Source organism: Aquibacillus albus, from assembly GCF_016908325.1.
Classification (GTDB): domain Bacteria; phylum Bacillota; class Bacilli; order Bacillales; family Amphibacillaceae; genus Aquibacillus_A; species Aquibacillus_A albus.
On sequence record NZ_JAFBDR010000018.1, the window covers coordinates 57,880 to 84,616 of the forward strand.

Sequence of the window (26,737 nt, forward strand, 5' to 3'; positions counted from 1 at the left end):
CTTTTGATTCTGATAAGGACAGGTCGAGCTTTTTCCCGGTTTTTCAAAAGATATCGCGATTAAACTCTCTACTACGATGATTGATTCAACTTATCCAGTAACGGAAATAAATCGTGTAGATCCTCTATTTCATAAGTAGGAGTAACATCATTTATTTGCTTATTTTCACGGTTAATCCATACATTTTTAATCCCTACACGGTTTGATCCAAGAATGTCGGTCATTAAATTATCACCAACCATTAGCACTTCATCCTTGTTAACACCAGCTTTTTCTAGAGCATGTTCGAAAATAGTCGGGTCTGGTTTACCTCTTCCAAAGTCTCCTGAAATAACAACATGGTCAAAATAGGATTTAAGTTTAGGAGTTAATTTTAACTTTGTATGCTGTAAATCAGGTGATCCATTCGTTAAAAGTAATAATTGATAGTCATCGTTTAATCGATCAAGGATATGAAATGTTTCTTCATAGACAATCGGATTTTTTTGACGCTCTATTGGGAATCGCTCAGCTAATTCAGCACCCAACTCAGGGTCGTTGATACCAAGAGTTTGTAACCCTTTCGTCCAGGCATCCCTTCGGTAGGTAGGGACAATTTTGCTCATCTTTTGAAAATTTTCATCATCGTCTAAAAAATTTCCCCACAGCCCTTCGAAAGGATTTATTCCAATCATTTGTGTAAAAGGAAATGTCTCATAGGAAGCGTATAATTCTTTAGCCTGATTCCGGACAGCTTCCTCTAATTCGTCTGAGTTAACCCCACATTTTTCCTCGGCAATACGACAGGTTGCAACAAATGATTGTTTCACGCTTTTTTTATCCCATAATAACGTATCATCTAGATCAAAGAAAATGGTTGTAATCATTAATTTTCTCCTCCATAAATTTATCATTAAGATAAATATAATATAGATTGAATTTTGGTAAAAGGATTTTTAGATAGAATACACAAAAGTAGAGAAAGATTTGTAATCATATGTCTCAATCGTTTATAATCAGTTAGTGAGGTACATTCGAAGGAAAAGAACTCAATTTTAAAGCACAGCTCATGCGCTGTGCTTTTTCTTAACAATGCTTAATGCTCTGCAACAGGATGATTTTTTAGGTCTAGTGATAATGAGGTGTCTAATGTGAAGAATAAGAGCATAGCAAGAGAAGGATTGGTTTTTAGTGTAATCTATATTCTCTTACTATATACAACAATATTTGTTCCAGCTATAGAATTAATTACTATCTTTTTTTTACCTATCCCGTTTGTTTACTTTACTTCGAAACATGGATTAAAAAGAGGTATTTCTTTTTTCATTATTAATTTATTAGTCGTTTCATTATTTATTGCTGTACTATCTATCCCATTTACTATTTTAGCAGGACTTGGAGGTACATTAATTGGCCTAGCTATCCATGAAAAATTATCTGCATATGAAACATGGGCAAGAGGGACACTTGGTTTTGTACTTGGTCTTGTTTCTATATTCGTATTTATCCAACTATTTTTTGGGATAAATGTTATCAATGAGTTTAACGAAACGATTTCTGAATCGGTTGAAATGAGTCAAGATATACTAAGTAACTTTGGGTTAGAGCCAACAGCAAGTGAACTGGAAATGATTGAAGAGCAAATGCTTCAGGTAATCCAGCTAATACCGGTGTTTTTGGTAATTATCGCTATGATTATTGGATTTTTGACTCAATGGCTTAGCTATAAATTGTTAAATCGGAAGGATAAGTTAGGATTAAAGTTTCCACCATTTAGAAATTTTAAATTACCGAAAGTAGTTATTTGGATTTACTTCATCGCTATTTTATTAACTTGGTTACAATTTGAACAAGGGACTTTTACCTATCAGGGTGTGATCAATGTAACGAATTTAACAGCAGTGTTAATCACTCTGCAAGGATTTTCCTTTATTTTGTATTATGTTTATATTAAAAAGTTATCAAAGGTTATACCAGTAATTGCCATTATCATGTGTATTCTTTTTCCGTTTATGGGACTTTATATGATTAGAATCTTAGGTATAATTGATTTAGGATTTTCTTTAAGAGAACGAATTGAAAAGAAATGAGCGCGTATTAAAGGCTTAGGAGCTGACTTTCATGCCAGACTTGTTCAAAAAGCCAACCATTAGTAGTCACTTAATCATTATTTATTCCTTATCTATTCTTTTATTAGGGTTTATTTGGTATTTTCAATGGATATTAGGAATAATAATGACAGTTTTATTGGTTGCATCTTTATATTATAGTATTCGGTCGGAAAAATCGTTAATTAGTGAAACAGAAGAATACATTTCAACTCTTTCTCATCGGGTTAAAAAAGTTGGAGAAGAAGCATTGCTCGAGATGCCTATTGGAATCGTTCTTTATAGTGAGGATTTTAACATTGAATGGGCGAATCCATATATGAACAAGTTTACAGACGATGAAACTTTAGTAGGAAAATCGTTACATTTATTATCTGACGATTTAACTACGATGATCAAAGAAGACAAAAACGAAGGATGGATTCCATTAAGCGGGTTTGAATTTCAAATTTTAATCAAAAGAGAAGAAAGATTGCTTTATTTCCTTGATAGAACGAAACAAACAGAAATTCAAAATCTTTACCATAACGAACAAACAGTCTTAGGAATCATTTTTCTAGATAATTACGAAGAGATTACACAAACAATGGATGACACTGCAAAAAGTCATATTAATTCCAGAGTGACTTCTATTTTAAATGAATGGTCCGTTGAATATGGGATTTACTTAAAACGTATATCGCAAGAACGGTTTTTAGCTGTTATGAATCAACAAATATTGAACCAATTGGAGAAAACGAAATTTGAGATTCTTGATGAAGTAAGGGAGCTTATTTCTGACAATAAAAATGTTCCACTAACATTAAGTATAGGTGTAAGTTTAGGTGGTGTTTCGCTTCCCGCGCTTGGAGAATTAGCGCAATCTAGTTTAGATTTAGCGTTAGGGCGTGGTGGTGACCAGGCCGTTATTAAAGAGGAATCTGGAAAGGTTCGGTTTTATGGCGGTAAAACAAATCCAATGGAGAAAAGAACTCGGGTAAGAGCTAGAGTGATTTCCCATGCTTTAAAAGAGTTAGTTCAAGATAGTGACCGGGTTTTAATAATGGGCCATAAATCTCCTGATATGGATTCAGTCGGTGCTGCTATTGGAATTTTAAAAGTAGCCCAAGCAAATGATATCGAAGCAAATATTGTGTTAGATTCAGATGATATTGATACTGGTGTACAACGGTTAATCGAGGAAATTAGAGAGCAAGAGGAGCTATGGGAAAAATTCGTTGAACCTGAAAAGGCACTAGATGTTGTGACGAAGGATACGTTGCTCGTTGTTGTTGATACACATAAACCTTCACTTGTTGCAGAGGAAAAGCTTTTAAGCAAGACAGAGCGTATTGTTGTGATAGATCACCATAGACGTGGAGAAGAATTTATTCAGCGTCCAACGCTTGTTTATATGGAACCGTATGCTTCTTCTACAGCTGAGCTAGTTACGGAACTATTAGAGTATCAGCCGAAAAATTTGAAAATAAATATGTTGGAATCAACCGCACTATTGGCGGGGATTATTGTAGATACGAAAAGCTTTACATTAAGAACGGGATCAAGAACTTTTGATGCCGCGTCCTATTTAAGATCTAAAGGTGCAGATACTGTACTGGTTCAAAGGTTTATGAAAGAAGATTTGGATGTTTATGTGAAACGAAGTCGATTAATAGAAAATACAAATATTTATCGAGATGGTGTTGCAATTTCCGTTGGTAATAAAGGGGAAACATATGGCCCGGTGATTATTGCTCAAGCAGCTGACACGTTATTGACGATGAGCGGAGTAACTGCTTCATTCGTTGTATCTGAAAGAAATGATGGGCGTATTGGAATTAGTGCTCGCTCGTTAGGGGAAATAAACGTTCAAGTCATTATGGAAAAGATGAATGGCGGTGGACACCTCACAAATGCAGCAACACAATTAGATGACACTACGATTGAAGATACAGCTGATCAATTAAAAATGGTCATTGATGAATATTTTGAAGGGGGAGATTATGAATGAAAGTAATTTTCACAAAGGATGTAAAAGGAAAAGGGAAAAAAGGTGAAGTAAAAAATGTTTCTGACGGGTATGCTCGTAACTATTTATTAAAGAATAACTTGGCAGTAGAAGCAACTGGTGGAAACATGAAGGCATTAGAAGCACAGAAAAACAAGGAAAAGCGTCAAGAGCAAGAGGAAGTGAATGAAGCGAAACAAATAAAAGAAAAATTAGAATCATTGACTGTAGAGCTTAAGGCAAAATCTGGTGATGGCGGACGATTGTTTGGTTCTATTACAAGTAAACAAATTGCTGATGAGCTTAAAAAGAAGCATCAAATTAAAATGGATAAACGGAAAATTGAATTGGATCAACCAATTCGAGCTTTAGGCTATACGAATGTACCGGTGAAGATTCACCCTGAAGTAACGGGAACAATTAAAGTACATGTAACAGAGGAATAATGGAGAATGGGAGGTTTAATTACCTCCCATTTCTTTCTTCTTTCAGCATGTGGTCCTTATCGTTTATGATAGACTTATAGTATGCTAATTGTAGATTTTTGGGAAGGAGCAATAAGTAATGAGTGAGCAATGGAGTGATCGTACCCCACCTCATAATATAGAAGCAGAGCAAGCTGTACTTGGAGCAATTTTTCTAGAGCCCGAAGCCATTTCATCTGCTTCTGAACGATTAATGCCTGAAGACTTTTATCGTGCAAGCCATCAACGAATTTTTCAGGTGATGGTAAGTCTATCAGACAAAGGGGAACCGATAGACCTTGTAACTGTAACGACAGCACTTTCCAATGCAAAAATTCTTGATGAGGTTGGTGGAGTATCCTATTTAAGTGATTTGGCAACCACTGTACCAACTGCTGCAAATATAGAATATTACAGTAAAATAGTAGAGGAAAAGGCATTATTACGAAGATTAATAAGAACGGCAACCGATATTGTTACGACGAGTTTTTCAAGGGAAGATGAGATAGATGAAGTTTTAAATGATGCCGAAAAAAATATATTAGAAGTTTCCCAGCGGAATAATTCAGGTGCGTTTAAAAATATTAAAGATGTCCTGATTGAAGTTTATGATAATATTGAACAATTACATCATAATAATGCCGAAGTAACTGGTATTCCTACTGGATTTAGAGATTTAGATAAAATTACTTCTGGTTTTCAGCGTAATGACTTGATTATCGTTGCAGCCCGTCCATCCGTTGGTAAAACGGCGTTTGCATTAAATATTGCACAAAATGTATCTATTAAAACCGATGAGAATGTCGCCATATTCAGTCTGGAAATGGGTGCTGAACAGTTAGTTTCCCGTATGCTTTGTGCAGAGGGAAATATCGATGCTCAACGATTACGTACTGGGAGTCTAGAAGCAGAGGATTGGGGCAAATTAACGATGGCAATGGGTAGTTTATCCAATGCCGGTATTTTTATAGATGATACGCCAGGTATTCGTGTTAGTGAAATACGCTCGAAATGTCGTCGTCTCAAACAAGAGCATGGGTTAGGAATGATTTTAATTGACTATCTCCAATTGATTCAAGGTAGTGCTAATTCAAAAGAAAACAGACAACAAGAGGTTTCAGAAATCTCTCGTTCATTAAAAGGATTGGCAAGAGAATTAAATGTTCCATTGATTGCACTGTCTCAGCTTTCTCGTGGCGTTGAATCCCGTCAAGATAAGCGGCCAATGATGTCAGACCTTCGTGAATCAGGAAGTATTGAGCAGGATGCAGATATTGTTGGATTTTTATATCGTGATGACTATTATGACCAAGAATCAGAGAAACAGAATATCATTGAGATTATTTTAGCGAAGCAACGTAACGGCCCTGTTGGAACGGTAGAGTTAGCATTTGTGAAAGAGTACAACAAGTTTGTTGATTTAGACCATCGCTATCAGGAAAGTGACATTCCACCAGTAGGTGCAGGAAGCGGCGCTTAATAAAAAAAGCTATTAGTTTTTCATGACTAGTAGCTTTTTTTCACGTTAGGAAAGTATAAAATTTTAGCGAAAATCATTGAAACAAAACACGAACAAAAAAATAAACGTTTATGAAATTGTTCGTAAACAAATTGACATTGTCACATAGGATTGATAAACTAATTTTGTTGTGTGATTATTTTATACATTTGATTGATTATACTAAAGGTAAAGAGAGGCATGCGCTATAATTATTTGGCGACTTGCTATCCTTTTTGAATGTTACTAAATATAAATAATTAGCGGAGGTGCTTGTATGTCCTCAGTAGTAGTTGTTGGAACCCAATGGGGAGATGAAGGAAAAGGGAAAATTACCGACTTTCTTTCACAAAATGCAGAGGTTGTTGCTCGTTACCAAGGTGGTAACAATGCTGGTCATACGATTAAGTTTGATGGGGTTACATATAAATTACATTTGATTCCTTCAGGGATCTTTTTTAACGATAAAACCTGTGTGTTAGGTAACGGGATGGTTATCGATCCTAAGGCCCTAGTAGAGGAATTGAAGTATCTTCATGATAAAGGGGTTAGTACAGATAACTTAAGAATAAGTAATCGTGCCCATGTGATTTTACCTTATCACTTAAAACTTGATGAGCTGCAAGAAGAAGAAAAAGGTGAAAATAAAATTGGTACAACGAAAAAAGGAATTGGACCAGCATACATGGATAAGGCGGCACGTGTTGGTATCCGTATTGCTGACTTACTGGATAAAGAAGCATTTAAAGATAAGTTGGAACAAAATTTAAAAGAAAAGAATCGCTTATTTGAAAAAGTATATGAAATAGATGCCATGCAAATAGATGAAATCTTAGAGGAATACTATGAATATGGTCAGCAGTTCGCTAACTATGTTTTTGATACTTCGGTCGTTTTAAATAATGCATTGGACGAAGGGCGACGTGTTTTATTTGAAGGTGCTCAAGGTGTAATGCTAGATCTTGACCAGGGGACATACCCATTTGTAACTTCATCGAACCCAATAGCTGGGGGAGTAACCATTGGGTCTGGTGTAGGTCCATCTAAAATTAATCACGTGGTAGGCGTATCAAAAGCATATACGACACGTGTTGGTGATGGACCCTTCCCGACAGAGTTGCATAACGAAATAGGAGAGCAAATACGAGATGTTGGGAATGAGTATGGAACCACTACCGGCAGGCCACGTCGAGTTGGTTGGTTTGATAGCGTCGTTGTTCGTCATGCAAAACGTGTAAGTGGAATTACAGATTTATCACTAAATTCCATTGATGTGTTAACTGGGATTGAAACTTTAAAAATCTGTACTGCTTACCGCTATAAGGGAGAAGTAATCAATGAATTTCCAGCTAGTTTAAAGGTCTTGGCTGAATGTGAACCTGTATATGAAGAGTTACCAGGTTGGACGGAAGATATTACAGGTGTGAAAAGTCTTCATGAACTTCCAGAAAATGCACGTCATTATTTAGAACGAATTTCTCAACTTACTGAAATACCTTTATCTATTTTTTCTGTAGGTCCTGATCGATCACAAACAAATGTTGTGAGAAGCGTTTATAGTTATTAATTAATAGTAAAAAGCTGCTAAGGATAACCTTAGTAGCTTTTTTATTGTAACAAACGGGGATTTGATTTCTAAGTAAGTGACCTTCTTGTTTTGAGAAGATAAGAGATGAAAGAATGCCGAATTTTACTTTTTTAGACCTATGTCACAGTTGCCTTTCCTAACATTTCATGGCGCATTTTCCTCTTTTAGGTAAATGTATGCGGGCATTTTGTAACATAACTGATAAATGAGATGCAGCATTTGCCGAATAAATGTCGATTTATTTCTAAAAACAGAAAAAAATGCATATAAAAAACAGCGAAAAGGATAATTTTGGAATATATTATACAGTTGTATTACATTATGTTTAAAAGTATTCCTTTTACCTGACTATTTGTGTTAGATTAAAATAGGCTAAAAATACCACCCAAATTATTATAAATAGTGACATAATCAGAGATTTATAAATATATTAAAGTAAGCCATTTCAAAGAACATGGTACAAGTTGCAAGCGTATTAGGAGGACAAGTTCATGTGGAAGAATGAAATGGATGTTTGGTTTAACAAAAAACATCCGCAGTTAGGTGCTAATAAAATAGATTTCATTAAAAAAACAGTGATATCAACAATGGTAGGCGTTGGTCTCACATTCAGTGTTGCTTATGCCAATGAAATTCAGCTTTCAACCGTTTATCATGTCTATGTTGATGGTGAACATGTGGGAACAGCAGATGACAAAGAAGCAATTGAGTCCTATGTCAGCGAAATCGTTCAGCAGTATGAGCAAAAGCATGACGAGTACGCTTACACAATCGATCAAGAGCTAACGTACGTCGAAGAAAAAGTGTTTAATCCTAATGTGAAAAATCAACAAATTTATAATTTACTTGATGACGAGCTTTCAGTAAAGGTCAATGCTATAGAATTAAAAGTTGGAGATAAAGTCCTAGGTTATTTTAAAGATAAAGAAACAGCTGAAGCAGCTATTAATCAATATAAATTAAAATACGTAGATGAAAAAACACTGGAGAACTTAGAAAAAAACGAATCTAATTCTAATAGGCAAGCCGAATTAGATTTAGGTGATTCTAGAATAATAGACGTATCCTTATCAGAAAAGGTTTCACTTTCTACGGAAAAAGTTTCATCAAAGAATATTATTTCCAAAGAAGAAGCACTGACGTTATTAGAAAAAGGGACGTTGGAGGACAAGATACATACAGTTAGACAAGGGGAAGTACTCGGAAAAATAGCTTCCATGTATAATTTGGATCTTGATACCATTTTACAGTTAAACCCATCTATTACAGAAGATTCATTGTTACAGATTGGTCAAGAAATTAATGTTACCGACTATGAACCTTTCATTGATGTCATTGTCAAAAAAGAAGAATTAGTAGAAGAAGAAATTCCTTATGAAGAAGAAGTGGTTTCCACCGATGAACTATATAAAGGGGATACGAAAGTAAAACAACAAGGTAGTAAAGGAATGAAAGAAGTATATTACTCAACAGAAATTGTTAATGGGATAGAGAAAACAAAAGAAATTAAAGATGAAAAAGTGATAAAAGATCCTGTAAAAAGAAAAGTATTAAAAGGTACAAAAGTAATTCCTTCTAGAGGAACTGGAGACTTTGGTTGGCCAGCAGTTGGTGGAAGGATAACAAGCTATGTTGGTCAGCGTTGGGGTTCTTACCACAAAGGTATCGATATCGCTGGTGTAAGTAACCGTGCTATTTTAGCGGCTGATAATGGAATTGTTGAATCTGCTGGTTGGGATGGTGGATACGGAAAAAAAGTTGTCATTAACCATCAAAACGGCTATAAAACCATTTATGCTCATTTATCATCGATTAGTGTGAGTCCGGGACAAACGGTAAGAAAAGGTAAAAGTATTGGGACAATGGGCTCAACAGGGCATTCAACGGGAACGCATCTGCACTTTGAAGTCTATAAAAATGGAAGTCTAATTAATCCAACTAGCTTATATTAATAGAAAAAATTTTCCCTTGTTGTATGAGAAAATGCAGCAAGGGATTTTTGCTTTTTCTAAAGAAAAAGGAAAGGTGTAATTTGTTATGAATATGGAAAATACTTCGTTACTCTAAAAAAAGACTTTTCGGTTAATTTACGATAGAATGGATAATAAAAGTTCATATAACAATAATGCGCAATAAAAACAATTATCTGAAAAATGCTTATCCGACGCTGTGGAAAAACACTTGCTTTCCATGGGGAACGCTTCAGCCTCCTCACGAGCAAAAAACGCTCGTTGCGGGGTCTTCAGACTGTTCCTTTCCCATAGGAGTCTCGCATTTTTCCACAGCTGGATTTTTTTCTTATTTAAGTAAGAAAATTGTCTAATTGCTATCCATAGTACTTTTTAATGAACTTTATATAGTTGCTTTTTAACAAGCAATTATCGTTTATATTGAGAAATTTTCAATATTAGCGTAGGAAATACACGAAGACTCCTGCGGGAGGAATGGCATCGGTGAGACCCCGCAGAGCGAAAGCTCGAGGAGGCTCACCAGCCACCCGCGGAAAGCGAAGTGTATTTCCGGAGCGCGTATCCAAGCTCACCTTTTGTTACGCATTATGTGTCAACTGCGTGATAAATAAACAACAAAGAATACGAAATAGCCTTCGAATAAATATAAAATGATAAATAAGGAAGTGAAAAAATGAGTCAAAAAATATTAGTAGTAGATGATGAAAAGCCAATTGCGGATATACTAAAGTTTAACCTAGAAAAGGAAGGATATCAGGTTATTTGTGCCTATGATGGAGATGAAGCCATTCAACAAACGGAAAAGGAAAATCCCGACCTTCTTTTGCTTGATATTATGTTACCCAAAAGAGATGGTAACGAAGTATGTCGTGAACTTCGAAAACATTATAACATGCCAATTATTATGTTAACTGCAAAAGATTCAGAAATCGATAAGGTATTAGGCTTAGAATTAGGCGCAGACGATTATGTAACAAAACCATTTAGTAACCGAGAAGTAATTGCTCGTGTAAAAGCAAACTTAAGAAGACTACAACAGCTTCCTGATGATCAAACAAAGACGAATAAAGATATAAAAATAGGTAGTTTAGTTATTCACCCAGATGCGTATACCGTTTCTAGGGATGGCAAGCAAATTGAACTAACACATCGAGAGTTTGAATTACTGCATTACTTAGCTCGTCACATTGGACAAGTAATGACACGGGAGCATTTATTAGAAACGGTTTGGGGTTATGATTATTACGGTGATGTAAGAACAGTTGATGTAACTGTACGACGATTACGTGAGAAAATTGAAGATAACCCAAGCAACCCGCTTTGGATTGTGACAAGAAGAGGCGTTGGTTATTATTTACGAAATCCTGATCAGGAGTAGTTTTTATGAAGAAGGTTAGTTTTTTTCAATCGATTCGATTAAAATTCATTGTTATTTTAATTTTACTTTTGCTTTTAGCTATACAAGTAATTGGTGCCTACTTTGCTCAGAGATTAGAAACTAGCTTAGAAGAAAATTTTATGAATAACGTGGAACAGAGGTTGCAGGATTTAACGTATTATTTGGAGGAGACGTTTAAAAAAGAACGACCGGAAGATGGAGGAGGACCATCCCTACAACAGGAAGTACAAAATATTTTAAATCTATATGATAGTGAACTATATTCCGACCTACAAGTGATTGATACGCAATCACGTGTTATTGGGGCAAATAGTCAGTTGGATCGGGTTGGAAAACGAATTACAGGGGAGAGTGGCGTGACACTTGCCCTTCTTTTTGGTCAAGATCGACAACAAATTTTGCGTGATCCATATACAGGACAACGGATGCTAGTTAGAATCATTCCGTTATTTAATGATGAAGAAGTATTAGGTGCTGTTTATTTAGAGGCTTCGATGGAAGAAGTCTATACACAATTACAAAGTATTAATCAAATCTTTCTAAATGGAACGATACTGGCAATTATTGTTTCTGCATTGCTTGGGGTTTTAGTGGCTAGAACTATCACAAAGCCAATAACAGAAATGAGAAAACAAGCAATGATTATGTCTACAGGTGACTTCTCACAAAAAGTAAATGTTTATGGTGCAGATGAAATTGGACAGCTTGCCAGTACGTTTAATGATATGAATGATAAATTGAAACAAGCCCATTTAACAACAGAAGGAGAACGAAGAAAACTAAGTTCTGTTTTATCGAATATGTCTGATGGTGTAATCGCCACGGATCAAAATGGGATCATTACATTAATGAATGAGTCTGCTGCAGCACTTATTGGAAAGCCTTTTGAGGATTTGAGGGGACAGCAGTTAATGGAAGTATTACAACTGGATGATAAAGCAGATGACTTATCAGAAATACAAGAGGCTGGTTCCATGATCATTGATTTTAGTGATGATGAGCAATTTTTCTTGATTAAGGCTAACTTTTCAGTTGTTCAAGATGAAAATGAAAAAGTTACAGGGTATATTACCGTTATTAGTGACGTAACGGAAGAAGAAAAAGTAGAACGAGAGCGTCGTGAGTTTGTTTCTAATGTTTCTCATGAATTAAGAACACCTTTAACAACTATGAGAAGTTATTTAGAGGCTTTAACAGACGGTGCTTGGGAGAACAAAGAAATTGCGCCTAGATTTCTTGATGTAACACAAAATGAAACGGATCGGATGATACGGCTAGTCAATGACTTATTACAATTGTCAAAGCTAGACCATAAGGAGCACACCATTTATAAAGAAAGAGTAAATATTATTCCATTTTTCCATCATATTCTAGATCGTTTTGAAATGAATAAGTCTGAAAATATTGTTATAGACCGGCACATGCCACAAGAGAATGTCTTTCTTTGGTTAGATAAAGATAAAATCAATCAGGTTATCGATAATATCGTATCCAATGCGATTAAATATTCACCAGAAGGTGGCACAATTAAGTTTCGAGTGGTGAAAGAGAAACAACGCCTGCTTGTAAGTATTAGCGATCAAGGCATGGGTATTGCAAGAGAAAAGCTAGAGAAGATATTTGAACGGTTTTATCGTGCTGATAAAGCAAGATCAAGGGAACTAGGTGGAACAGGATTAGGATTAGCAATTGCCAAAGAGATTATTGAAACACATCACGGACAAATATGGGCAGAAAGTAAAGAAGGTAAAGGGACAACTATTCTCTTTACACTTCCGCTTATAAAGAAAAAGCGGGGGGTTAAGTCATGAAATTAGAAACGATAAAGTCTATCATATTGATTACTTTAATTATCCTCAGCCTACTTCTAACATTAGGAATCTGGAGGTATCAACCAGATTATGAATATGCTGATAGTAGTCGCAGAGTGATTGAAGCTAATTTAGGAGGAGAAGAAGAAACAAGAAAAAGTGTCATCACTCCTGCTCAAATTATTTATCATATAGAGGGAAGCCATCTAGGTTTAATCGATAAAAGTAAAGAAAGGCAATTATTCGAGATGATGCAAGGCTGGGCACTTTATGACTTTAGCTCGAGTACGATTGATCTTAATGAAAATAATTTTAATAGAGATGACACGGTGGAGGTTATCTTTCCAACTGAAATACCGACAAATATTATCGAAGATTTATTCACTATAAACGAAGAGAGTTATATTTTGAGTAGTTCATTTAATCGAATGTATATAGATTTAAATGATGAGATAACAGAAAATCAGTTAATATTTCACAACACAGAAAATGGTTTTACGATTAGTGCAAATATACAAAATATGGCTGAAGAACGTGAAGAACTGTTAAATTACAGATTTGAAAATGGATTTGAATTTTATGTAGATTATGAAAACGCCACTTCAGATTATATTTATTTACCAGAAGAAGTTGAAATGTATAAGCGTCCTTTTTCCTATCAAACCATTCCAATCACACCGCTTCGAAATGTCTTATTTACAAGTCCTTCGGCTGTGAGAAATTCGGAATACACGGATGGGAGTCGTTTGTATACAGATGGATCTAGAGCAATGATTGTTTATGATCATCATATGGAATACACGAATCCAACTCCATCTGAAACAACGCCTTTGGAAGCCAAGCAACTAATTAGTCAATCGTTAGACTTCATAAACGCACATGGTGGATGGACCACGGATGTAAATGATCAATATGTCCTTTATAAAATGAATCAACGAACAAATACGGTGAATTTTCAATTAACGTATGGAGGTTATCCAGTATTTGAAGAAGATGAATTGTCCACGATATCCGTTACCATGCAAAATCAAAGTATTTATCAATATAATCGACCACTTATCCAATTAAAGGATACATTTGGTGAAGGACAGCAAGAGAAATTGGAATCAGGTGCTGAAATAGTTACGATATTGGAAAGAGATAAACAATATGAATCAAAAGCAATACTCGATGTCAAATTGGGATATAAGATTGAAAAACAAGAGGATGGACAGATTTTTGTACTGACACCAACGTGGTATATAAAAGATTATAGTGGTTGGCAGGAGTTAGAATCAGACCAGGAGATACCTGTTAGTAGAGGAGGCGAAAAATAGTGCTGTGGGGTCAAATTAAAACACTATTTATATTATGCTTTCTCATTTTAGATATATTTTTGGTCCAACAATTTCTGAATAATCGTGACACAGAACCACCATATATTCAGGAATCATCAAGGGAAGAGGACCTAAGAGCAAACATTGAGGGGTTGGACGATCTTCCAGAAGAAACGGAACAAGGTTCTTATTTATATGCCTCAAGAAAAATATTTACGCAGGATGATTTTGCATCATTAGAGCGATTTACCAATCAAGAACTAGAAGCTGTCGATGATCATCTCATTATTTCCAAGTTTAACGAGCCTGTTCCGATTAATACAGATAGTTATGGTGATACGCTTCAATCCAATATTTATAATAGTGGAAGCTATACGCTGTGGGGGAAACATGATCCATCTAACACGCTCATATTTTTCCAAACCAATGAAGATCGCCCCATCTATTTTAATCAGAGTGCCCTTTTACTAATTCTTTTAAATGAAGACGGTGAGATGGTTCAATATTTACAAACAATGTTAGAAGGAGAAGGAGATCAAGAGGAAGATCAGGATTTAATTAAAGCATTTGATGCTGTCTCTAACCTTTACTATAATACAAACGAATTAGCATCCGGTGATGAAATTACACAAACCGGTTTAGGTTATCATAACTTAACGCCATTGCCAAGTGGTGTACAAGTATTAGCACCTACATGGAATTTATCTGTTAATAACCAACGAAATTATTTTGTAAATGCAATTGAAGGTCATTACTATCCAAGAGATAATAATAGTTTTCTTCGTGAAACAATGATAAATTATTTGCAAACCATTGAAGCAAGTGATGATATAACAGATTTAAAGGCTGAAATAATCCTACATTTATCAGAAATTATTGAATCGACAATATGGAGTGGAGATTTATGACAATAAGCTTTAGTGTACTAGCATCTGGTAGCACGGGGAATGCTTTTTATATTGCTACTGAAAAAGAAAAAATATTAGTGGATGCTGGTTTAAGTGGGAAAGAAATGGAACGTTTAATGACAGAAGTGTCCGTTAATCCGGAAGAAATCACAAAAATATTAGTAACACATGAGCATAGCGATCATATTAAAGGTTTAGGCATTTTTGCGAGAAGGCATCGACTACCGATTTACGCCAATGAAAAAACGTGGAAAGCAATGGAGGATTCCATTGGTAAGATAGAGTTAGATCAGAAGTTTGTATTCAATATGGAGGAAACGAAATCATTTGGTGATATGGACATAGAATCCTTTGGTGTTTCACATGATGCTGCAGAGCCGATGTTTTATACCTTTCATCATCAAGGAAAAAAAGTGGCACTAGTTACGGATTTGGGATATGTTTCTGAAAGAATTAAGAAAACAGTCGAAAACGCTGATGCTTTAATCTTTGAGGCAAACCATGATGTATCAATGCTGCGGATGTGCCGTTATCCTTGGAATGTCAAACGACGTATTCTTGGTGATTCTGGTCACGTTTCCAATGATGATTGTGCATTAGCATTAAGTGATATTATTGGAAATAATACGAAGCGTATTTATTTAGCACATTTAAGTAAAGATAATAACATGAAAGAATTGGCTCGGATGTCTGTTGAAAACCATTTAAATGAGTATGGATTTACAACTGGAACTAGCCTAGAAATTCATGATACAGATCCAAAGACCCCGACGCCATTGTATGAAGTAGTTTGACCGAAAAAATAAAAGAATGAAGAAGGGACTGGTACGATGGGGTATTATGATAACCATTATAAACCAACACGGCATCGGTCTAAACGTTCAAATTGGTTGTTACCGACCTTATTTGGAATAGCAATAGGTGCTTTTTTAATTATCTTTGCATTGCCTACTTTAATGAATACCAATCTCCTTCCGTATGACTTCACAGACGAAGCTGATAACACTCAAGAAAGTGGTCAAGTTCTGGACAATGAGGGGGCTAGCCAAGTACCAACACAACAGCTAAATGTAGAAGTGTCGACTCAAATAACAGAGGTTGTAGAAAATGTTGCGCCAACGGTAGTAGGAGTAGTTATTTTTCAATCGCAATCAAACCTTTGGCAAGAGGGACAAGCTGGTGAAACTGGTACGGGTTCAGGTGTTTTATACAAAGTAGAAGATGGTAGTGCTTTCGTTGTTACGAATCACCATGTTATTACTGGTGCTGAAGCAATTGAAGTTGTACTAGCAGATGGAGCACGAGTAAGTGCAGAGCTAAAGGGAAGTGACCTGTTTACAGATTTAGCTGTACTAGAAATTGATGCTTCCCACGTCGAAAAGGTAGTGGAGATGGGGAATTCCGATCATGTAAAAGTAGGAGAACCTGCCATTGCAATTGGCAGTCCTCTAGGGCTTTATTTGTCAGGGTCAGTGACGCAAGGGATCATTAGTGGTAAACAAAGGGCGATCCCTCAAGATTTTGATATGGATGGCAGAGCTGACTGGCAAGCAGAGGTTATCCAGACAGATGCAGCTATTAATCCAGGAAATAGTGGTGGAGCTTTAATCAATATGAGCGGCCAACTAATTGGAATTAACTCCATGAAGATTGCACAATCATCGGTGGAAGGCATTGGCTTTGCTATTCCAGTTAATGATGCGATACCGATTATTGAACAACTTGAAACCGAAGGAACAGTAACAAGGGCATTCTTAGGGATTGAAGCATACTCGCTTGAGGATATTGCAAAAGTTGAATGGCAAAAGAGCTTGCAGTTGCCGCAAGAGGTAGAAGGCGGTATTTATATCCGCAGCACGGAACCAATGTCCCCGGCCGATCGATCTGGGCTTCAGCCTTACGATGTTATTACACATTTAGATGGTGAGAAAATAAACAATATTATTGATTTACGTAAGCATCTATACCAAGAAAAAGATGTAGGTGAACAAATGGTAATTACCTTTTACCGTGAAGGGGAAAGAAATGAAATATCAGTAGAACTTGCTGCACAAGAGTATTAAAAGCAGAAAGAAAAGGGTTAGGATGAGAGCATCTTAACCCTTTTGTGTTAGTAAGTGACTACTTTATTCACACCCTGTGGAAAAACCTGAGGATAACTCTCTATATTTAGTAGGGAACACCCATTCTAATACGAAATAGGTAGAGGGGTTGTGTGTATGTGGATAAAAAGTGTGGATAACTTGTTTATATTCTCTTTAAACCTGTTAATAGTACTAGGATAACTAACGATTGTGGATAATTATGTGAATAAGTAGGTCGTTTGTTTTAAAACAGCTTCATATTGATTTCCGTAGCGGTAAATAGTATGTTAAGTGAGAATAAGAGAGTAACACAGCTGTTCTAGCCGTACATTATCAAAATGCAGGAGTTATTGGTGCAGCAGCCTTATGCTTTGAGGTAAAATAAATGTAATGAAATATATTAAAGGGGGATAAAGCATGTATAATGAAGCCATTTTCTTACAGCCAGTTTTCCAGGAGAGGATTTGGGGTGGGAAAAAATTATCCACAGAGTTTGGTTATGAAATTCCGTATGAACATACCGGGGAGGCATGGGTAATTTCAGCACATCCGAATGGACCAAGTGAAATAATTAATGGTCCGTTAAATGGGAAAACTTTAGCAGATGCATGGCAGCAGAACGGTGAGCTTTTTAATAAGAAAGAAAAAAGTAGTGACGAAGCATACCCGTTGCTAGTAAAAATTTTAGATGCAAATGATGACTTATCTGTTCAGGTTCATCCAGATGATACATATGCAAGAGAGGTAGAAAATCAACCGTATGGTAAAACGGAATGTTGGTATGTATTAAGTGCAGAAGAAGGTGCGGAAATTATTTATGGGCACCATGCTCGTTCCACCGAGGAATTAAAACAAATGGTGGATAGTGGCCAGTGGGATGATTTGTTACGTCGAATACCAGCAAAAACAGGCGACTTCATCTATGTACCAAGTGGAACGATTCATGCAATAGGAAAAGGTATCGTTATATTGGAAACACAGCAAAGCTCTGATATAACGTATCGAGTTTATGACTATGACCGTACAGATGCTCAGGGCAACACACGTGAATTACATTTGGATTCAGCAGTAGAGGTTACTACAGTTCCATTCGAACAAATAGCTATTAATCAAGAGGAACAAACGATAGGTGGATTGGTTTCTAAGAAATTAGTAAAAGAGAAATATTTTACAGTGTATCATTGGCAATTAAATGGAGAGGCAAACCAAACGTTGTACAATGACTTTTTACAAGTTAGTGTTGTAGAAGGCGAAGCGGAATTGACTATTGGAAATAATAGCTTTTCGATAAAGAAAGGTGACCACTTTATTTTGCCAGCAACCATAAGTGATTATCAGTTAAATGGGAAAGCAGAATTGATTGTTTCACATACGTAAGGAAGAAAGGGCTCTCCGAGATGGACAGCCCTTTTTCTTTACTTTAAAATTTGATTTATTTTTGTTAGCTCTTCTTGTGTAAAGCTGGAATGATCTAATGCTTTTACATTTTCTTCAATTTGTTCTACTTTACTAGCTCCAATTAGTGCGGAAACAACAGATTTTTCTTGTAATACCCACATTAAAGCCATTTGTGCTAAAGATTGTCCTCGTTCGTTTGCTAATTCATTTAATTGCTGAACTTTATTAATTACGTCATCTGAAATATCCTTTTCACTTAAGAACGGTATGTAATCTTTTGCTGCTCTTGAGTCACTAGGGATTCCATTTAAATACTTATTGGTAAGTAATCCTTGTGCAAGAGGAACGAAAGCAATACATCCAGCACCTTCTTTTTCGAGGACATCAGTAAGTCCATCTTCAACCCAGCGGTTTAGCATCGAGTAAGCTGCTTGGTGAATAACAAAAGGTGTCCCTTGTTCTTTCAAGATACCAATAGCTTTCTTAGTTTGTTCAGCATTATAGTTGGAGATTCCAACATAGAGTGCTTTTCCCTGTTGAACAATTAAATCTAATGCAGCCATTGTTTCCTCTAAGGGTGTTTCTGGGTCTGGACGATGATGATAAAAGATATCGACATAATCTAGTCCCATCCTCTTCAAGCTTTGGTCTAAGCTAGCAACTAGATATTTTTTTGACCCCCAATCTCCATAAGGTCCTGGCCACATACCGAAACCAGCTTTCGTTGAGATAATTAATTCATCCCGATATGGCAAGAAATCTTTTTTTAGTATTTGACCGAAATTTTCTTCGGCAGATCCGGGTGGTGGCCCATAGTTGTTTGCTAAGTCAAAATGAGTAATTCCTAAATCAAATGCACGTTGAAGCATACGGCGCTGGTTTTCAAAAACATCTTCTCCACCAAAATTATTCCAAAGTCCAAGTGAAATCGCAGGTAATTTTAATCCAGAATTGCCACAACGATGGTAAGGAATCGATTCATATCGTTGTTCGTTTGCTATGTATACCATAAGAAACCTCCTCGAGTAGAATTAAAATTGTACACCCTTACATTCGCTAAAAGGGTGAGAAATTCCTCTAATTGCCCAGGAATGATTCCTACTCAAGGAGACATTAACATCCTCTATTAGTTCTCTTTCCAAAGAATAGATAATAGCACGATCATAACGATATCTAACCTAGCTTCAAATGCGAATTGAAAAAACCCAGCGTGAAGTATAGGTACCTTGGTTACTAATATTGCAATAATCATTATGACAAGTAGCGGAACGGTCGCCTTTTTCACATAATAATGGAATAGAATAGCAATACCGCATATAATTTCAGTAATAGCTACAAGTAAAACGGATACCTCCGGATATGGTATTCCAAAGTTTGCAAATGCTCCAACGAAATTGGGACTAATCAGCTTTAATATGGCAGATGCAAGAAAGACATAACCAACGACATAACGAATTAGATCCATCGAAGTCCATTTTTTCATTCAAGCCATCCTCCTCAATGATTGATTACTTAATGTCTATGCAAGAGTGGACAGCCTATTCCAATACTAATAAGATTTAAAAAACAGACAGCTTTCTTTCATTGAAGGCTGTCTGTTTTCTATCAATACCCCACTTCTACCGACGCATTTACAATATACATGAGATCGTTTTTATCATCTTTATCTTCTAAGACAATGCCACTTGTTGTAGCCATTCCACCATCGATAACTTCAACGGTAATCTTTCCATATGGTATTTCCTGCTTAACTCGTTCGAGGTCCAGTTTGTCTTTGTCTAACGGAACGGCTAATTTAATATTTACCTTCATGTTAAGTAAAGATTGATCTGGCAAAAAACCACGAATTCCAGGCATAGAGTTGTAATGTATTGCATTTTCTACCGCTCTAACCGCTGCCTTTGTTATATCCTGTCCATGAACATCGATTCCAGTTCCTGTTTCGATAAAAATAATTCGTTCCATTTATATGCCTCCAATTATAATCTTACCTTTTATTTAAGCGTAGTCTAAATAGAGAATGAAATCAATTAGGGATTCGTGTACATTTTTGATAAAATTAGTACAAGTAATAGCGAGGAAAGGAAACGGTTATGAAAATCTCAATTATTGCGGTTGGAAAATTAAAAGAGAAGTATCTAAAACAAGGAATACAGGAATATGTAAAGAGACTAGGTGCTTATGCAAATGTTGAAATCATAGAAGTTCCCGATGAAAAGGCACCGGAAAATATGAGTGAAGCGGAAATGGAAGAGGTTAAACGAAAAGAAGGAGAACGTATTCTGACAAAAATCAACACAGATACGTATATTATTTCCCTGGAAATAATGGGACAGATGGTTACCTCGGAGAAATTTGCCGAAAAATTAGACCAATTAGCGATTCATGGAAAGAGCAAGATCGCGTTTGTTATTGGCGGATCACTGGGTTTAAGCGATGAAGTTAGCAGGCGCAGTGATTTTGCCTTGTCGTTTTCTAAGATGACACTCCCACATCAGCTAATGAGGCTTGTATTGGTTGAGCAGGTGTATCGGGCGTTTCGGATTAATCGAGGGGAACCGTACCACAAATAGAGGCAAAATAAGTTGAAGATAAGATGGCATTTTGTCTTTTGAATCAGGGTTTGAAGGGGAATTTTATTCTGAATGATCTGATTTAAGAAACAGGATGTGGATAAGTGTAAATGTATTCGACAGATTGACTTCGGAAAAATCAAAATCGAGTTCTATTTTATCCACAGTACGAGAACGACCGTCGGATTGCTTGATTGTTATCTTATTTAGCAAAAGTTGAAAAAGCTGCTTTTTCTTTTCTCTTGTAGAATGTTGAAATGCTTGAACATACTTTTCTAATAAAAGCCGAACCACATCTGGTGGTATGATTTTCGTGTCTGATGAACTTAGTTGAACGCTAAGTTCATTTTTCTTTTGTTCTAAGTCATTCTTAGACTTAGCTAACTTCTGTAACCGTTCCTGTAAAATGGAAACAGGGAAGAGGTTTTGTTCAAATGCTTCCATATATTTTTCTTGCATGGCATTGGCTTCTTTAAGCTCTGTTTCAATATCCTCTAACTGCTCTTTTAGTTTTACATTTGATTGAACCGTGCTTTTATTAATATTTTCTATGGTTTGACTAAAGCCAGCTGAATCGTTTAAGAATTCTGTTACACGTTTAATGACAGTATCTTCTACATCGTAGGCTTTAATTGAGTTCGCTTTGCATGCAGATGATCCTTTGTTATGGAATACACTACATACATAATAGCGATGTTTTCGTTTGCTTCCATCTTTTCGAGTAGAAGTAGTGATGGATGATACCATTCCTTGTCCACAATTAGGACATCGAAGAGTACTACTTAATAGAAAAGGCTCGTGGGACTGACGCTGCTTAAAAGACTTACTTTGTCTTCGAGCTTGGACTATATTCCAAAGCTCGTTGGAGATAATTGTTTCGTGCTTACCTTCGACTACAATCGGGTTCGCATTTTTGCCACGCCTTCTCTTTTTATCCTAGTTTTCAACTTGTAACCATCGAATTTTACCACAGTAGATAGGATTATCTAATATTGTAGCAATACCATTGATTGAAAAGTGTCTGCCGCGTTTGGTCTGATAGCCTATTTTGTTTAAATGATTAGCTATAGCCTTAAGACCTTTACCTTCTGCATATAAAGAAAAGATAAGTTGAACAATCTCCGCTTCATTGGGATTAACAATAAGCTCTTTTTCTATAGAATCATATCCAAAAACCACACCACCATTCCAGCTACCTTCTTTAGCCCGTTGAGTCATGCCCAGCTTGACGTTCTCAGAAAGAGTATTTCGTTCCATTTCTGCAATAGAGGCCATTAATTGGACGACAAGTTTTCCAATTGGACTCGATGTATCAAAATTCTCCGAGTAGGAAATAAACTTTACATCATACTCTTCGAATTTATCTAGAAGCACAAGGGTATCCAACATGTTACGAGATAGACGCGATATTTTCCAGACTAGTACCGCTTGGAATTTATACTTGTCAACGTCCGATATAAGTCTTTGCATAGCAGGTCTGCCTTTTATATCTTTACCACTAATTCCTTCATCAATATATTCTTCTGCAATCTGCCATCCATACAGGGATGTATATTGCCACACTTTTTATTTCATTCATTTTGATCCTCCTCTAACTTTTATAAAAGTATTGGTTTAAAAGGAGGTGAAAAATACCTTGTTTTAATCAAGGGAGTATAAAACTATACAAAATAGTTGTTAAAGGGGGAGCATGTTTTGCAATTATCTAGTGACTCAATCAATTGGGCAAAAAATCATAGAAAGCGCCCAATTGTTGAATAATTGTTCAGTTCGTTAGATACAACATTCTTGAATAATTACACCCCATATACTAACGATAATTTGATTCTGTTATCTTGCTGTTGAACTTATTTACTTTTAATGTATTTGGCAAGAGAACGATCAACTAAATCACCATTAGCTATTATATGTTCAAATTTCAAATCTTAGATATAAAGCTTTAAGTGTTAAAAAAAATGGAGATATATCCTGGCTTCGTGATCACAAAAATAAGATGAAGAGTCGTGGAATCTTGATTGGATAATGTTATTTAAAATATTATTTTTTAAGGGGAAAGTCTACACGACCCGTAATAATTATAATTAAAACTCGGAATGGATGCCTTGGTATAATGGTGATCGAAAAAATTCCTTATCCGTCATTAGATATTCATGACTTTTCATTAAAGAAGTGTGAAGAAAAGCAGAAAGATCATTAGAGTTGTATGCACATACAGACATAAGTCCTAAGTCATTTACACTACAATTAGCAATTTTTTCGAACTCTTGTATTTTTTTTGAGATACTTTTATTTTTATCAAATTCAACATGTGCCCATGTACGGACTGTTATATTTTTCTCTGAGAACGAATTTATTATGTCCCCAAAGTGTTGGACAATATTATGAATATTAAAATCACCATAGTAACAATAGAAGGTATGGTTATCAAAATAGTGGATATGATTCTGCTCATCAATGGAAAAAATCTTTTTAGTTTCTTCTTTAATACTTTCTAACATAGTAGAATTTTCTACGATAAGTAAATGATGCTTTCGTTCAATTCCCGCTTTAACGTAGGCTATTAAATTATTCATATAATCTTTCTTTTCTTCAAACAAATAGAGTATATGAGAAGTGTTGCGGACTCTTAGATAGTTATTCAATTCAATTTGTTTCTCCATATTCTCACCTTCATTATTATTTTTTTATTTACATTTACTTCGAATTTCAAAGACTACATCTTTTCTTGGATAAACAAAGAAGGTAGTAGAAATTGATTACTAGCACTATATAATGGTGATTCAACAACTTCAAAATCAGTCATTAGGTATTGATAGTTACGCATCATTTTAAGGTGCACTCTTGCGGAAATGTTAGATGAATTGTAAGCGCGCACAAAAACGATTTTTTTAGCATTTAACTTTACATTTTCTGTATCCAAGTATTTTTCTACCTTTGAAACCCAATCATGTTCTTGATACTGTAACTCAGGTGCCCAAATAAAAATCAAAGCATCATGTCTAAATTGTGATTGAATTAACTGGAAGTATTTTATTGTATCTTGGGGGGCATGTCTATACATTTCTTCTTTATTGATGAAAATTAAGTTATGAATTCTTTTTCGATAAAATGGTTGTTTTTCTAATCTTTTTTGTATGCGGTAAATATCTTCTTGACTATCTATAATGATGCAATGATTATCCATGTCAATTCCTAATGAAATAAAGTATTCAAAGTTTTTATAGTAACTCTCCATATTATTGTATAAGTACAGTATATTTCCGCAATTGATGGTTCTAAAAAAACTAATTACATTGAATTTGGTTTGTTTTATTTGGAAATCTTCTGAATTAAAATCAGCCATATATTGAAAAAATTCCATAGGATCAATACCTAATACTTTTGCAATATTACTAGCAATAGTGGGACCTGGATTCCTTTTTCCGTTTTCAATTTGAGAATAGTACCCTCTATCGATAAAAGATAGACGGGCAACCTGTTCTTGGGTTAACTTTTTAGTTTTACGGAGTTTAATTAACCATTCTCTTTTCATCTCGTATCCCCCAATTGCAATCTAAATGATAGAAAATAACTAATTTATTCTAATCAGTACCCTACCTTGATTAAAACATAAATTATGACTCATTTAATCTGGTAAATATTGTTTGACTTCTACTATTAAAATGCAAAATAGATTGAATTACTAGAGATGTTTATAAATGTGGCAATATGCCACTATTCGACACATTATTTAAAAATACTATTGTATTGTACTGGTTAATTATTACTATATATATAAGAATCATGATTTCACGACATTATAATTATGTATTAACCAATTTTTTCCAATATCTAGTTTGGATTTGCTCTTGATTCACCCATTTTGTAGTTAAAAGGTTATTAAACGAGTTTGATGGGTAAATTCACAAATATGAAACTTTAGGAGTTGTATGATGTGATTACACCTATGAATAATAACTATGAAAAAGATATTCTTAATACCTTTCTAAAAAATTCTTCGGATGCGGTTATTATTTTTGATAAAAGTACAAAGAAATTGAAAGTGAATCCAGCCTTTGAAAGATTATTTGGTTGGACTGAAAAAGAATTGGTTAAACATAACCTAGCTATTATTTCGGATGAGTTAAGTCTTATGAATACCATGTTTGAAATTGAGAAAGGCAAAACAGTGAAATATGATGACGTTCAGAGGGTTCACAAAAATGGTAACTTTATTGAAGTATCTGTTACAGTTACTCCCATACAAGACCCTCAAAATAAAATTTATGGTGCTATGGCAATTTATCGAGACAGTCGTTTACTTGAATCTATGATTAACAAATTAGAAGAGTCTCAACAAAAGTATGCCTCATTATATATCAACAACATCGATGCAATTTTTTCTTTAGATTTAGATGGAAAAATATTGAATGTAAATGAAGTAGGAGAGAAATTAGTTGGCGCGAGAAAAACAACGATAGTAAATCAACCTTTATCCAATCTATTGATGTCAAAAGAGTCAAAAACAATAACAGAATATATGCTAACATGTCTCGATGGTCATTCACAAACACATGATATAGCATTTGTTCTTCGTGACGGAGAAGAGCTACATTGTGTTGTTAAATGTGTTCCAATGATTGTTAACAATGAGTTGCTTGGAATATTTCTAATTATAAGAGATATAACAAATGAACATAAAATGCATCAAGCCGTTCGAGACAATGAAATTCGTATACAACAGTTGTTGGATTTCTCTCCCAGTGCCATGTTTATCCATGTTGAAGGTGTGATTAAATATGCTAATCAGGCTGCTGCTGATTTATTAGAAATCAAAAATTCTGAACAATTGATAGGAAAATCTATTTATGATTTTCACCCTGTTTCAACAAGGGGAAAAATAAAGGCCATGAATGAACGTCTTATTTACGGTAAAGAAAACATCAGAAGGATTGATGAGAAGGTCATAACGATAAATGGAAAAGAAAAATTTTTAGATGTATCAAAAATCATAACGACCTATAAAGGGGAAAGGGCGATCCATTCTATAGCGAATGATATATCACATCGTAAAAAATATGAAGAAAAGGTAAAAAAGATGGCTTATCATGATCCACTAACAGGTTTACCAAATCGACGAGCGTTTGAAGAGCACTTAAAGAGCACCTTAGAAATGGCTGAAATTGAACAATCATCTTTTGCTGTGATGTATATTGATTGTGATAATTTTAAACCGATAAATGATGATTTAGGACATGACGTTGGGGATGAATTTCTTAAACAACTGGCTAAAAAGTTAGAGTCAAGTGTTAGGGAAGGTGACATCGTTACAAGAATTGGAGGTGATGAGTTTAACGTCTTGTTAAAAGGTATTGATTCAGAAAAAGAAGTAGTATCGATAACCAAGCGAATAATGGATAAAACGAATGAACCTTTCCAATTTGGTAATCAATTATATGATGTGACTTCTAGTATTGGAATATCAATTTATTGTCCAGACAATAATCAAACTGCGATTAAAGATATCGTTAAAAGAGCCGACAAAGCCTTATATATAGCCAAAGAACAAGGAAAAAACACCTATCATATTTTATAGACTTTATTAGATTTTGATTCTTTTTTTGTTTATTCTAAGTATGGGTATTTTGAACCATGTGAAAATTTTATAGCTTGGT

23 protein-coding genes are annotated in these 26,737 nt (G+C 35.2%); 15 read left to right on the plus strand and 8 right to left on the minus strand.

Translation table 11 applies throughout. The annotated features are described in order from the left end of the window. Positions 1-71 precede the first annotated feature (71 nt). Complete coding sequence (locus JOC48_RS14955) at positions 72-866, minus strand: HAD family hydrolase (RefSeq protein ID WP_204501010.1); 795 nt, start codon at positions 864-866, stop codon at positions 72-74. A 264-nt stretch (positions 867-1,130) separates the two neighbouring features. On the opposite strand from JOC48_RS14955, the gene JOC48_RS14960 reads away from it, so the two are divergent. From JOC48_RS14960 to manA, 13 genes are all read left to right on the plus strand, one after another. Beyond that, complete coding sequence (locus JOC48_RS14960; RefSeq protein ID WP_204501011.1) at positions 1,131-2,069, plus strand: DUF2232 domain-containing protein; 939 nt, start codon at positions 1,131-1,133, stop codon at positions 2,067-2,069. Positions 2,070-2,100: 31 nt separating this feature from the next. Beyond that, positions 2,101-4,077 (plus strand): DHH family phosphoesterase, encoded by a 1,977-nt coding sequence (locus tag JOC48_RS14965; RefSeq protein WP_204501012.1) that lies wholly within the window; start codon positions 2,101-2,103, stop codon positions 4,075-4,077. After that, positions 4,074-4,520: a 50S ribosomal protein L9 gene (rplI, locus tag JOC48_RS14970; protein WP_204501013.1), complete on the plus strand. Its 447-nt coding sequence runs from the start codon at positions 4,074-4,076 to the stop codon at positions 4,518-4,520. Before JOC48_RS14965 ends, rplI begins: the two co-directional genes overlap by 4 nt. Positions 4,521-4,638: 118 nt before the next feature. Continuing rightward, positions 4,639-6,018 carry a replicative DNA helicase gene (dnaB, locus tag JOC48_RS14975; protein ID WP_204501015.1) on the plus strand — a complete coding sequence of 460 codons (1,380 nt, stop codon included), beginning with the start codon at positions 4,639-4,641 and terminating at the stop codon, positions 6,016-6,018. A gap of 295 nt (positions 6,019-6,313) precedes the next feature. Beyond that, positions 6,314-7,603 carry an adenylosuccinate synthase gene (locus tag JOC48_RS14980; protein WP_204501017.1) on the plus strand — a complete coding sequence of 430 codons (1,290 nt, stop codon included), beginning with the start codon at positions 6,314-6,316 and terminating at the stop codon, positions 7,601-7,603. A 512-nt stretch (positions 7,604-8,115) separates the two neighbouring features. Continuing rightward, positions 8,116-9,576 (plus strand): M23 family metallopeptidase, encoded by a 1,461-nt coding sequence (locus JOC48_RS14985; RefSeq protein WP_239584395.1) that lies wholly within the window; start codon positions 8,116-8,118, stop codon positions 9,574-9,576. A gap of 691 nt (positions 9,577-10,267) precedes the next feature. Continuing rightward, entirely contained in the window at positions 10,268-10,972 is a 705-nt protein-coding gene (yycF, locus tag JOC48_RS14990; RefSeq protein ID WP_204501019.1) for a response regulator YycF, read from the plus strand. 5 nt (positions 10,973-10,977) lie between these two features. Beyond that, positions 10,978-12,804 (plus strand): cell wall metabolism sensor histidine kinase WalK, encoded by a 1,827-nt coding sequence (gene walK / locus JOC48_RS14995; RefSeq protein WP_204501022.1) that lies wholly within the window; start codon positions 10,978-10,980, stop codon positions 12,802-12,804. Then, positions 12,801-14,120, plus strand: a complete 1,320-nt coding sequence (locus JOC48_RS15000) for a YycH family regulatory protein (protein WP_204501024.1) — start codon at positions 12,801-12,803, stop codon at positions 14,118-14,120. Before walK ends, JOC48_RS15000 begins: the two co-directional genes overlap by 4 nt. Further along, complete coding sequence (locus JOC48_RS15005; protein ID WP_204501026.1) at positions 14,120-15,028, plus strand: two-component system regulatory protein YycI; 909 nt, start codon at positions 14,120-14,122, stop codon at positions 15,026-15,028. The genes JOC48_RS15000 and JOC48_RS15005 overlap by 1 nt, the downstream gene beginning before the upstream one ends. Beyond that, positions 15,025-15,822, plus strand: coding sequence for an MBL fold metallo-hydrolase (locus JOC48_RS15010; protein WP_204501028.1), 798 nt, complete (start codon positions 15,025-15,027; stop codon positions 15,820-15,822). Before JOC48_RS15005 ends, JOC48_RS15010 begins: the two co-directional genes overlap by 4 nt. A gap of 36 nt (positions 15,823-15,858) precedes the next feature. Further along, positions 15,859-17,091 carry a S1C family serine protease gene (locus JOC48_RS15015; RefSeq protein ID WP_204501030.1) on the plus strand — a complete coding sequence of 411 codons (1,233 nt, stop codon included), beginning with the start codon at positions 15,859-15,861 and terminating at the stop codon, positions 17,089-17,091. Between the two features lie 438 nt (positions 17,092-17,529). Continuing rightward, entirely contained in the window at positions 17,530-18,489 is a 960-nt protein-coding gene (manA, locus tag JOC48_RS15020) for a mannose-6-phosphate isomerase, class I (protein ID WP_204501032.1), read from the plus strand. A gap of 38 nt (positions 18,490-18,527) precedes the next feature. Here the strand turns inward: manA and mgrA are convergent, their stop codons facing one another. The 3 genes from mgrA to JOC48_RS15035 form a co-directional block, all read right to left on the minus strand. Beyond that, entirely contained in the window at positions 18,528-19,520 is a 993-nt protein-coding gene (mgrA, locus tag JOC48_RS15025) for an L-glyceraldehyde 3-phosphate reductase (RefSeq protein WP_204501035.1), read from the minus strand. Positions 19,521-19,636: 116 nt separating this feature from the next. Beyond that, positions 19,637-19,993: a DoxX family protein gene (locus JOC48_RS15030; protein WP_204501037.1), complete on the minus strand. Its 357-nt coding sequence runs from the start codon at positions 19,991-19,993 to the stop codon at positions 19,637-19,639. A 122-nt stretch (positions 19,994-20,115) separates the two neighbouring features. Continuing rightward, positions 20,116-20,475, minus strand: a complete 360-nt coding sequence (locus JOC48_RS15035; protein WP_204501039.1) for a Lin0512 family protein — start codon at positions 20,473-20,475, stop codon at positions 20,116-20,118. A gap of 128 nt (positions 20,476-20,603) precedes the next feature. Here JOC48_RS15035 and rlmH point away from each other — a divergent pair, with 128 nt between their 5' ends. Beyond that, positions 20,604-21,083, plus strand: a complete 480-nt coding sequence (gene rlmH, locus JOC48_RS15040; RefSeq protein WP_204501041.1) for a 23S rRNA (pseudouridine(1915)-N(3))-methyltransferase RlmH — start codon at positions 20,604-20,606, stop codon at positions 21,081-21,083. A 63-nt stretch (positions 21,084-21,146) separates the two neighbouring features. Here rlmH and JOC48_RS21300 read toward each other — a convergent pair whose 3' ends face one another. The 4 genes from JOC48_RS21300 to JOC48_RS15060 all read right to left on the minus strand — a co-directional run bounded on the left by JOC48_RS21300 (position 21,147) and on the right by JOC48_RS15060 (position 24,615). After that, positions 21,147-21,983, minus strand: a complete 837-nt coding sequence (locus tag JOC48_RS21300; protein WP_420829224.1) for a recombinase zinc ribbon domain-containing protein — start codon at positions 21,981-21,983, stop codon at positions 21,147-21,149. Positions 21,984-22,019: 36 nt separating this feature from the next. After that, positions 22,020-22,646, minus strand: a complete 627-nt coding sequence (locus JOC48_RS21305; protein ID WP_338024330.1) for a recombinase family protein — start codon at positions 22,644-22,646, stop codon at positions 22,020-22,022. A gap of 518 nt (positions 22,647-23,164) precedes the next feature. Next, complete coding sequence (locus JOC48_RS15055) at positions 23,165-23,743, minus strand: MEDS domain-containing protein (protein ID WP_204501043.1); 579 nt, start codon at positions 23,741-23,743, stop codon at positions 23,165-23,167. A gap of 53 nt (positions 23,744-23,796) precedes the next feature. Then, positions 23,797-24,615 carry a helix-turn-helix domain-containing protein gene (locus JOC48_RS15060; RefSeq protein WP_204501044.1) on the minus strand — a complete coding sequence of 273 codons (819 nt, stop codon included), beginning with the start codon at positions 24,613-24,615 and terminating at the stop codon, positions 23,797-23,799. 402 nt (positions 24,616-25,017) lie between these two features. On the opposite strand from JOC48_RS15060, the gene JOC48_RS15065 reads away from it, so the two are divergent. After that, complete coding sequence (locus JOC48_RS15065; protein ID WP_204501047.1) at positions 25,018-26,658, plus strand: diguanylate cyclase domain-containing protein; 1,641 nt, start codon at positions 25,018-25,020, stop codon at positions 26,656-26,658. Positions 26,659-26,737: the final 79 nt, after the last annotated feature.

Excerpts from the sequence above, each read along its gene's own strand:
- JOC48_RS14985 (WP_239584395.1), top strand. The coding sequence starts at position 8,116 with ATGTGGAAGAATGAAATGGATGTTTGGTTTAACAAAAAACATCCGCAG.
- JOC48_RS14965 (WP_204501012.1), top strand. The coding sequence starts at position 2,101 with ATGCCAGACTTGTTCAAAAAGCCAACCATTAGTAGTCACTTAATCATT.
- JOC48_RS14980 (WP_204501017.1), top strand. The coding sequence starts at position 6,314 with ATGTCCTCAGTAGTAGTTGTTGGAACCCAATGGGGAGATGAAGGAAAA.
- JOC48_RS14955 (WP_204501010.1), bottom strand. The coding sequence starts at position 866 with ATGATTACAACCATTTTCTTTGATCTAGATGATACGTTATTATGGGAT.
- dnaB (WP_204501015.1), top strand. The coding sequence starts at position 4,639 with ATGAGTGAGCAATGGAGTGATCGTACCCCACCTCATAATATAGAAGCA.
- JOC48_RS15035 (WP_204501039.1), bottom strand. The coding sequence starts at position 20,475 with ATGGAACGAATTATTTTTATCGAAACAGGAACTGGAATCGATGTTCAT.
- mgrA (WP_204501035.1), bottom strand. The coding sequence starts at position 19,520 with ATGGTATACATAGCAAACGAACAACGATATGAATCGATTCCTTACCAT.
- JOC48_RS15010 (WP_204501028.1), top strand. The coding sequence starts at position 15,025 with ATGACAATAAGCTTTAGTGTACTAGCATCTGGTAGCACGGGGAATGCT.
- rlmH (WP_204501041.1), top strand. The coding sequence starts at position 20,604 with ATGAAAATCTCAATTATTGCGGTTGGAAAATTAAAAGAGAAGTATCTA.
- yycF (WP_204501019.1), top strand. The coding sequence starts at position 10,268 with ATGAGTCAAAAAATATTAGTAGTAGATGATGAAAAGCCAATTGCGGAT.
- JOC48_RS15055 (WP_204501043.1), bottom strand. The coding sequence starts at position 23,743 with ATGGAGAAACAAATTGAATTGAATAACTATCTAAGAGTCCGCAACACT.
- JOC48_RS15060 (WP_204501044.1), bottom strand. The coding sequence starts at position 24,615 with ATGAAAAGAGAATGGTTAATTAAACTCCGTAAAACTAAAAAGTTAACC.
- rplI (WP_204501013.1), top strand. The coding sequence starts at position 4,074 with ATGAAAGTAATTTTCACAAAGGATGTAAAAGGAAAAGGGAAAAAAGGT.
- JOC48_RS15015 (WP_204501030.1), top strand. The coding sequence starts at position 15,859 with ATGGGGTATTATGATAACCATTATAAACCAACACGGCATCGGTCTAAA.
- JOC48_RS15000 (WP_204501024.1), top strand. The coding sequence starts at position 12,801 with ATGAAATTAGAAACGATAAAGTCTATCATATTGATTACTTTAATTATC.
- JOC48_RS15030 (WP_204501037.1), bottom strand. The coding sequence starts at position 19,993 with ATGAAAAAATGGACTTCGATGGATCTAATTCGTTATGTCGTTGGTTAT.
- walK (WP_204501022.1), top strand. The coding sequence starts at position 10,978 with ATGAAGAAGGTTAGTTTTTTTCAATCGATTCGATTAAAATTCATTGTT.
- manA (WP_204501032.1), top strand. The coding sequence starts at position 17,530 with ATGTATAATGAAGCCATTTTCTTACAGCCAGTTTTCCAGGAGAGGATT.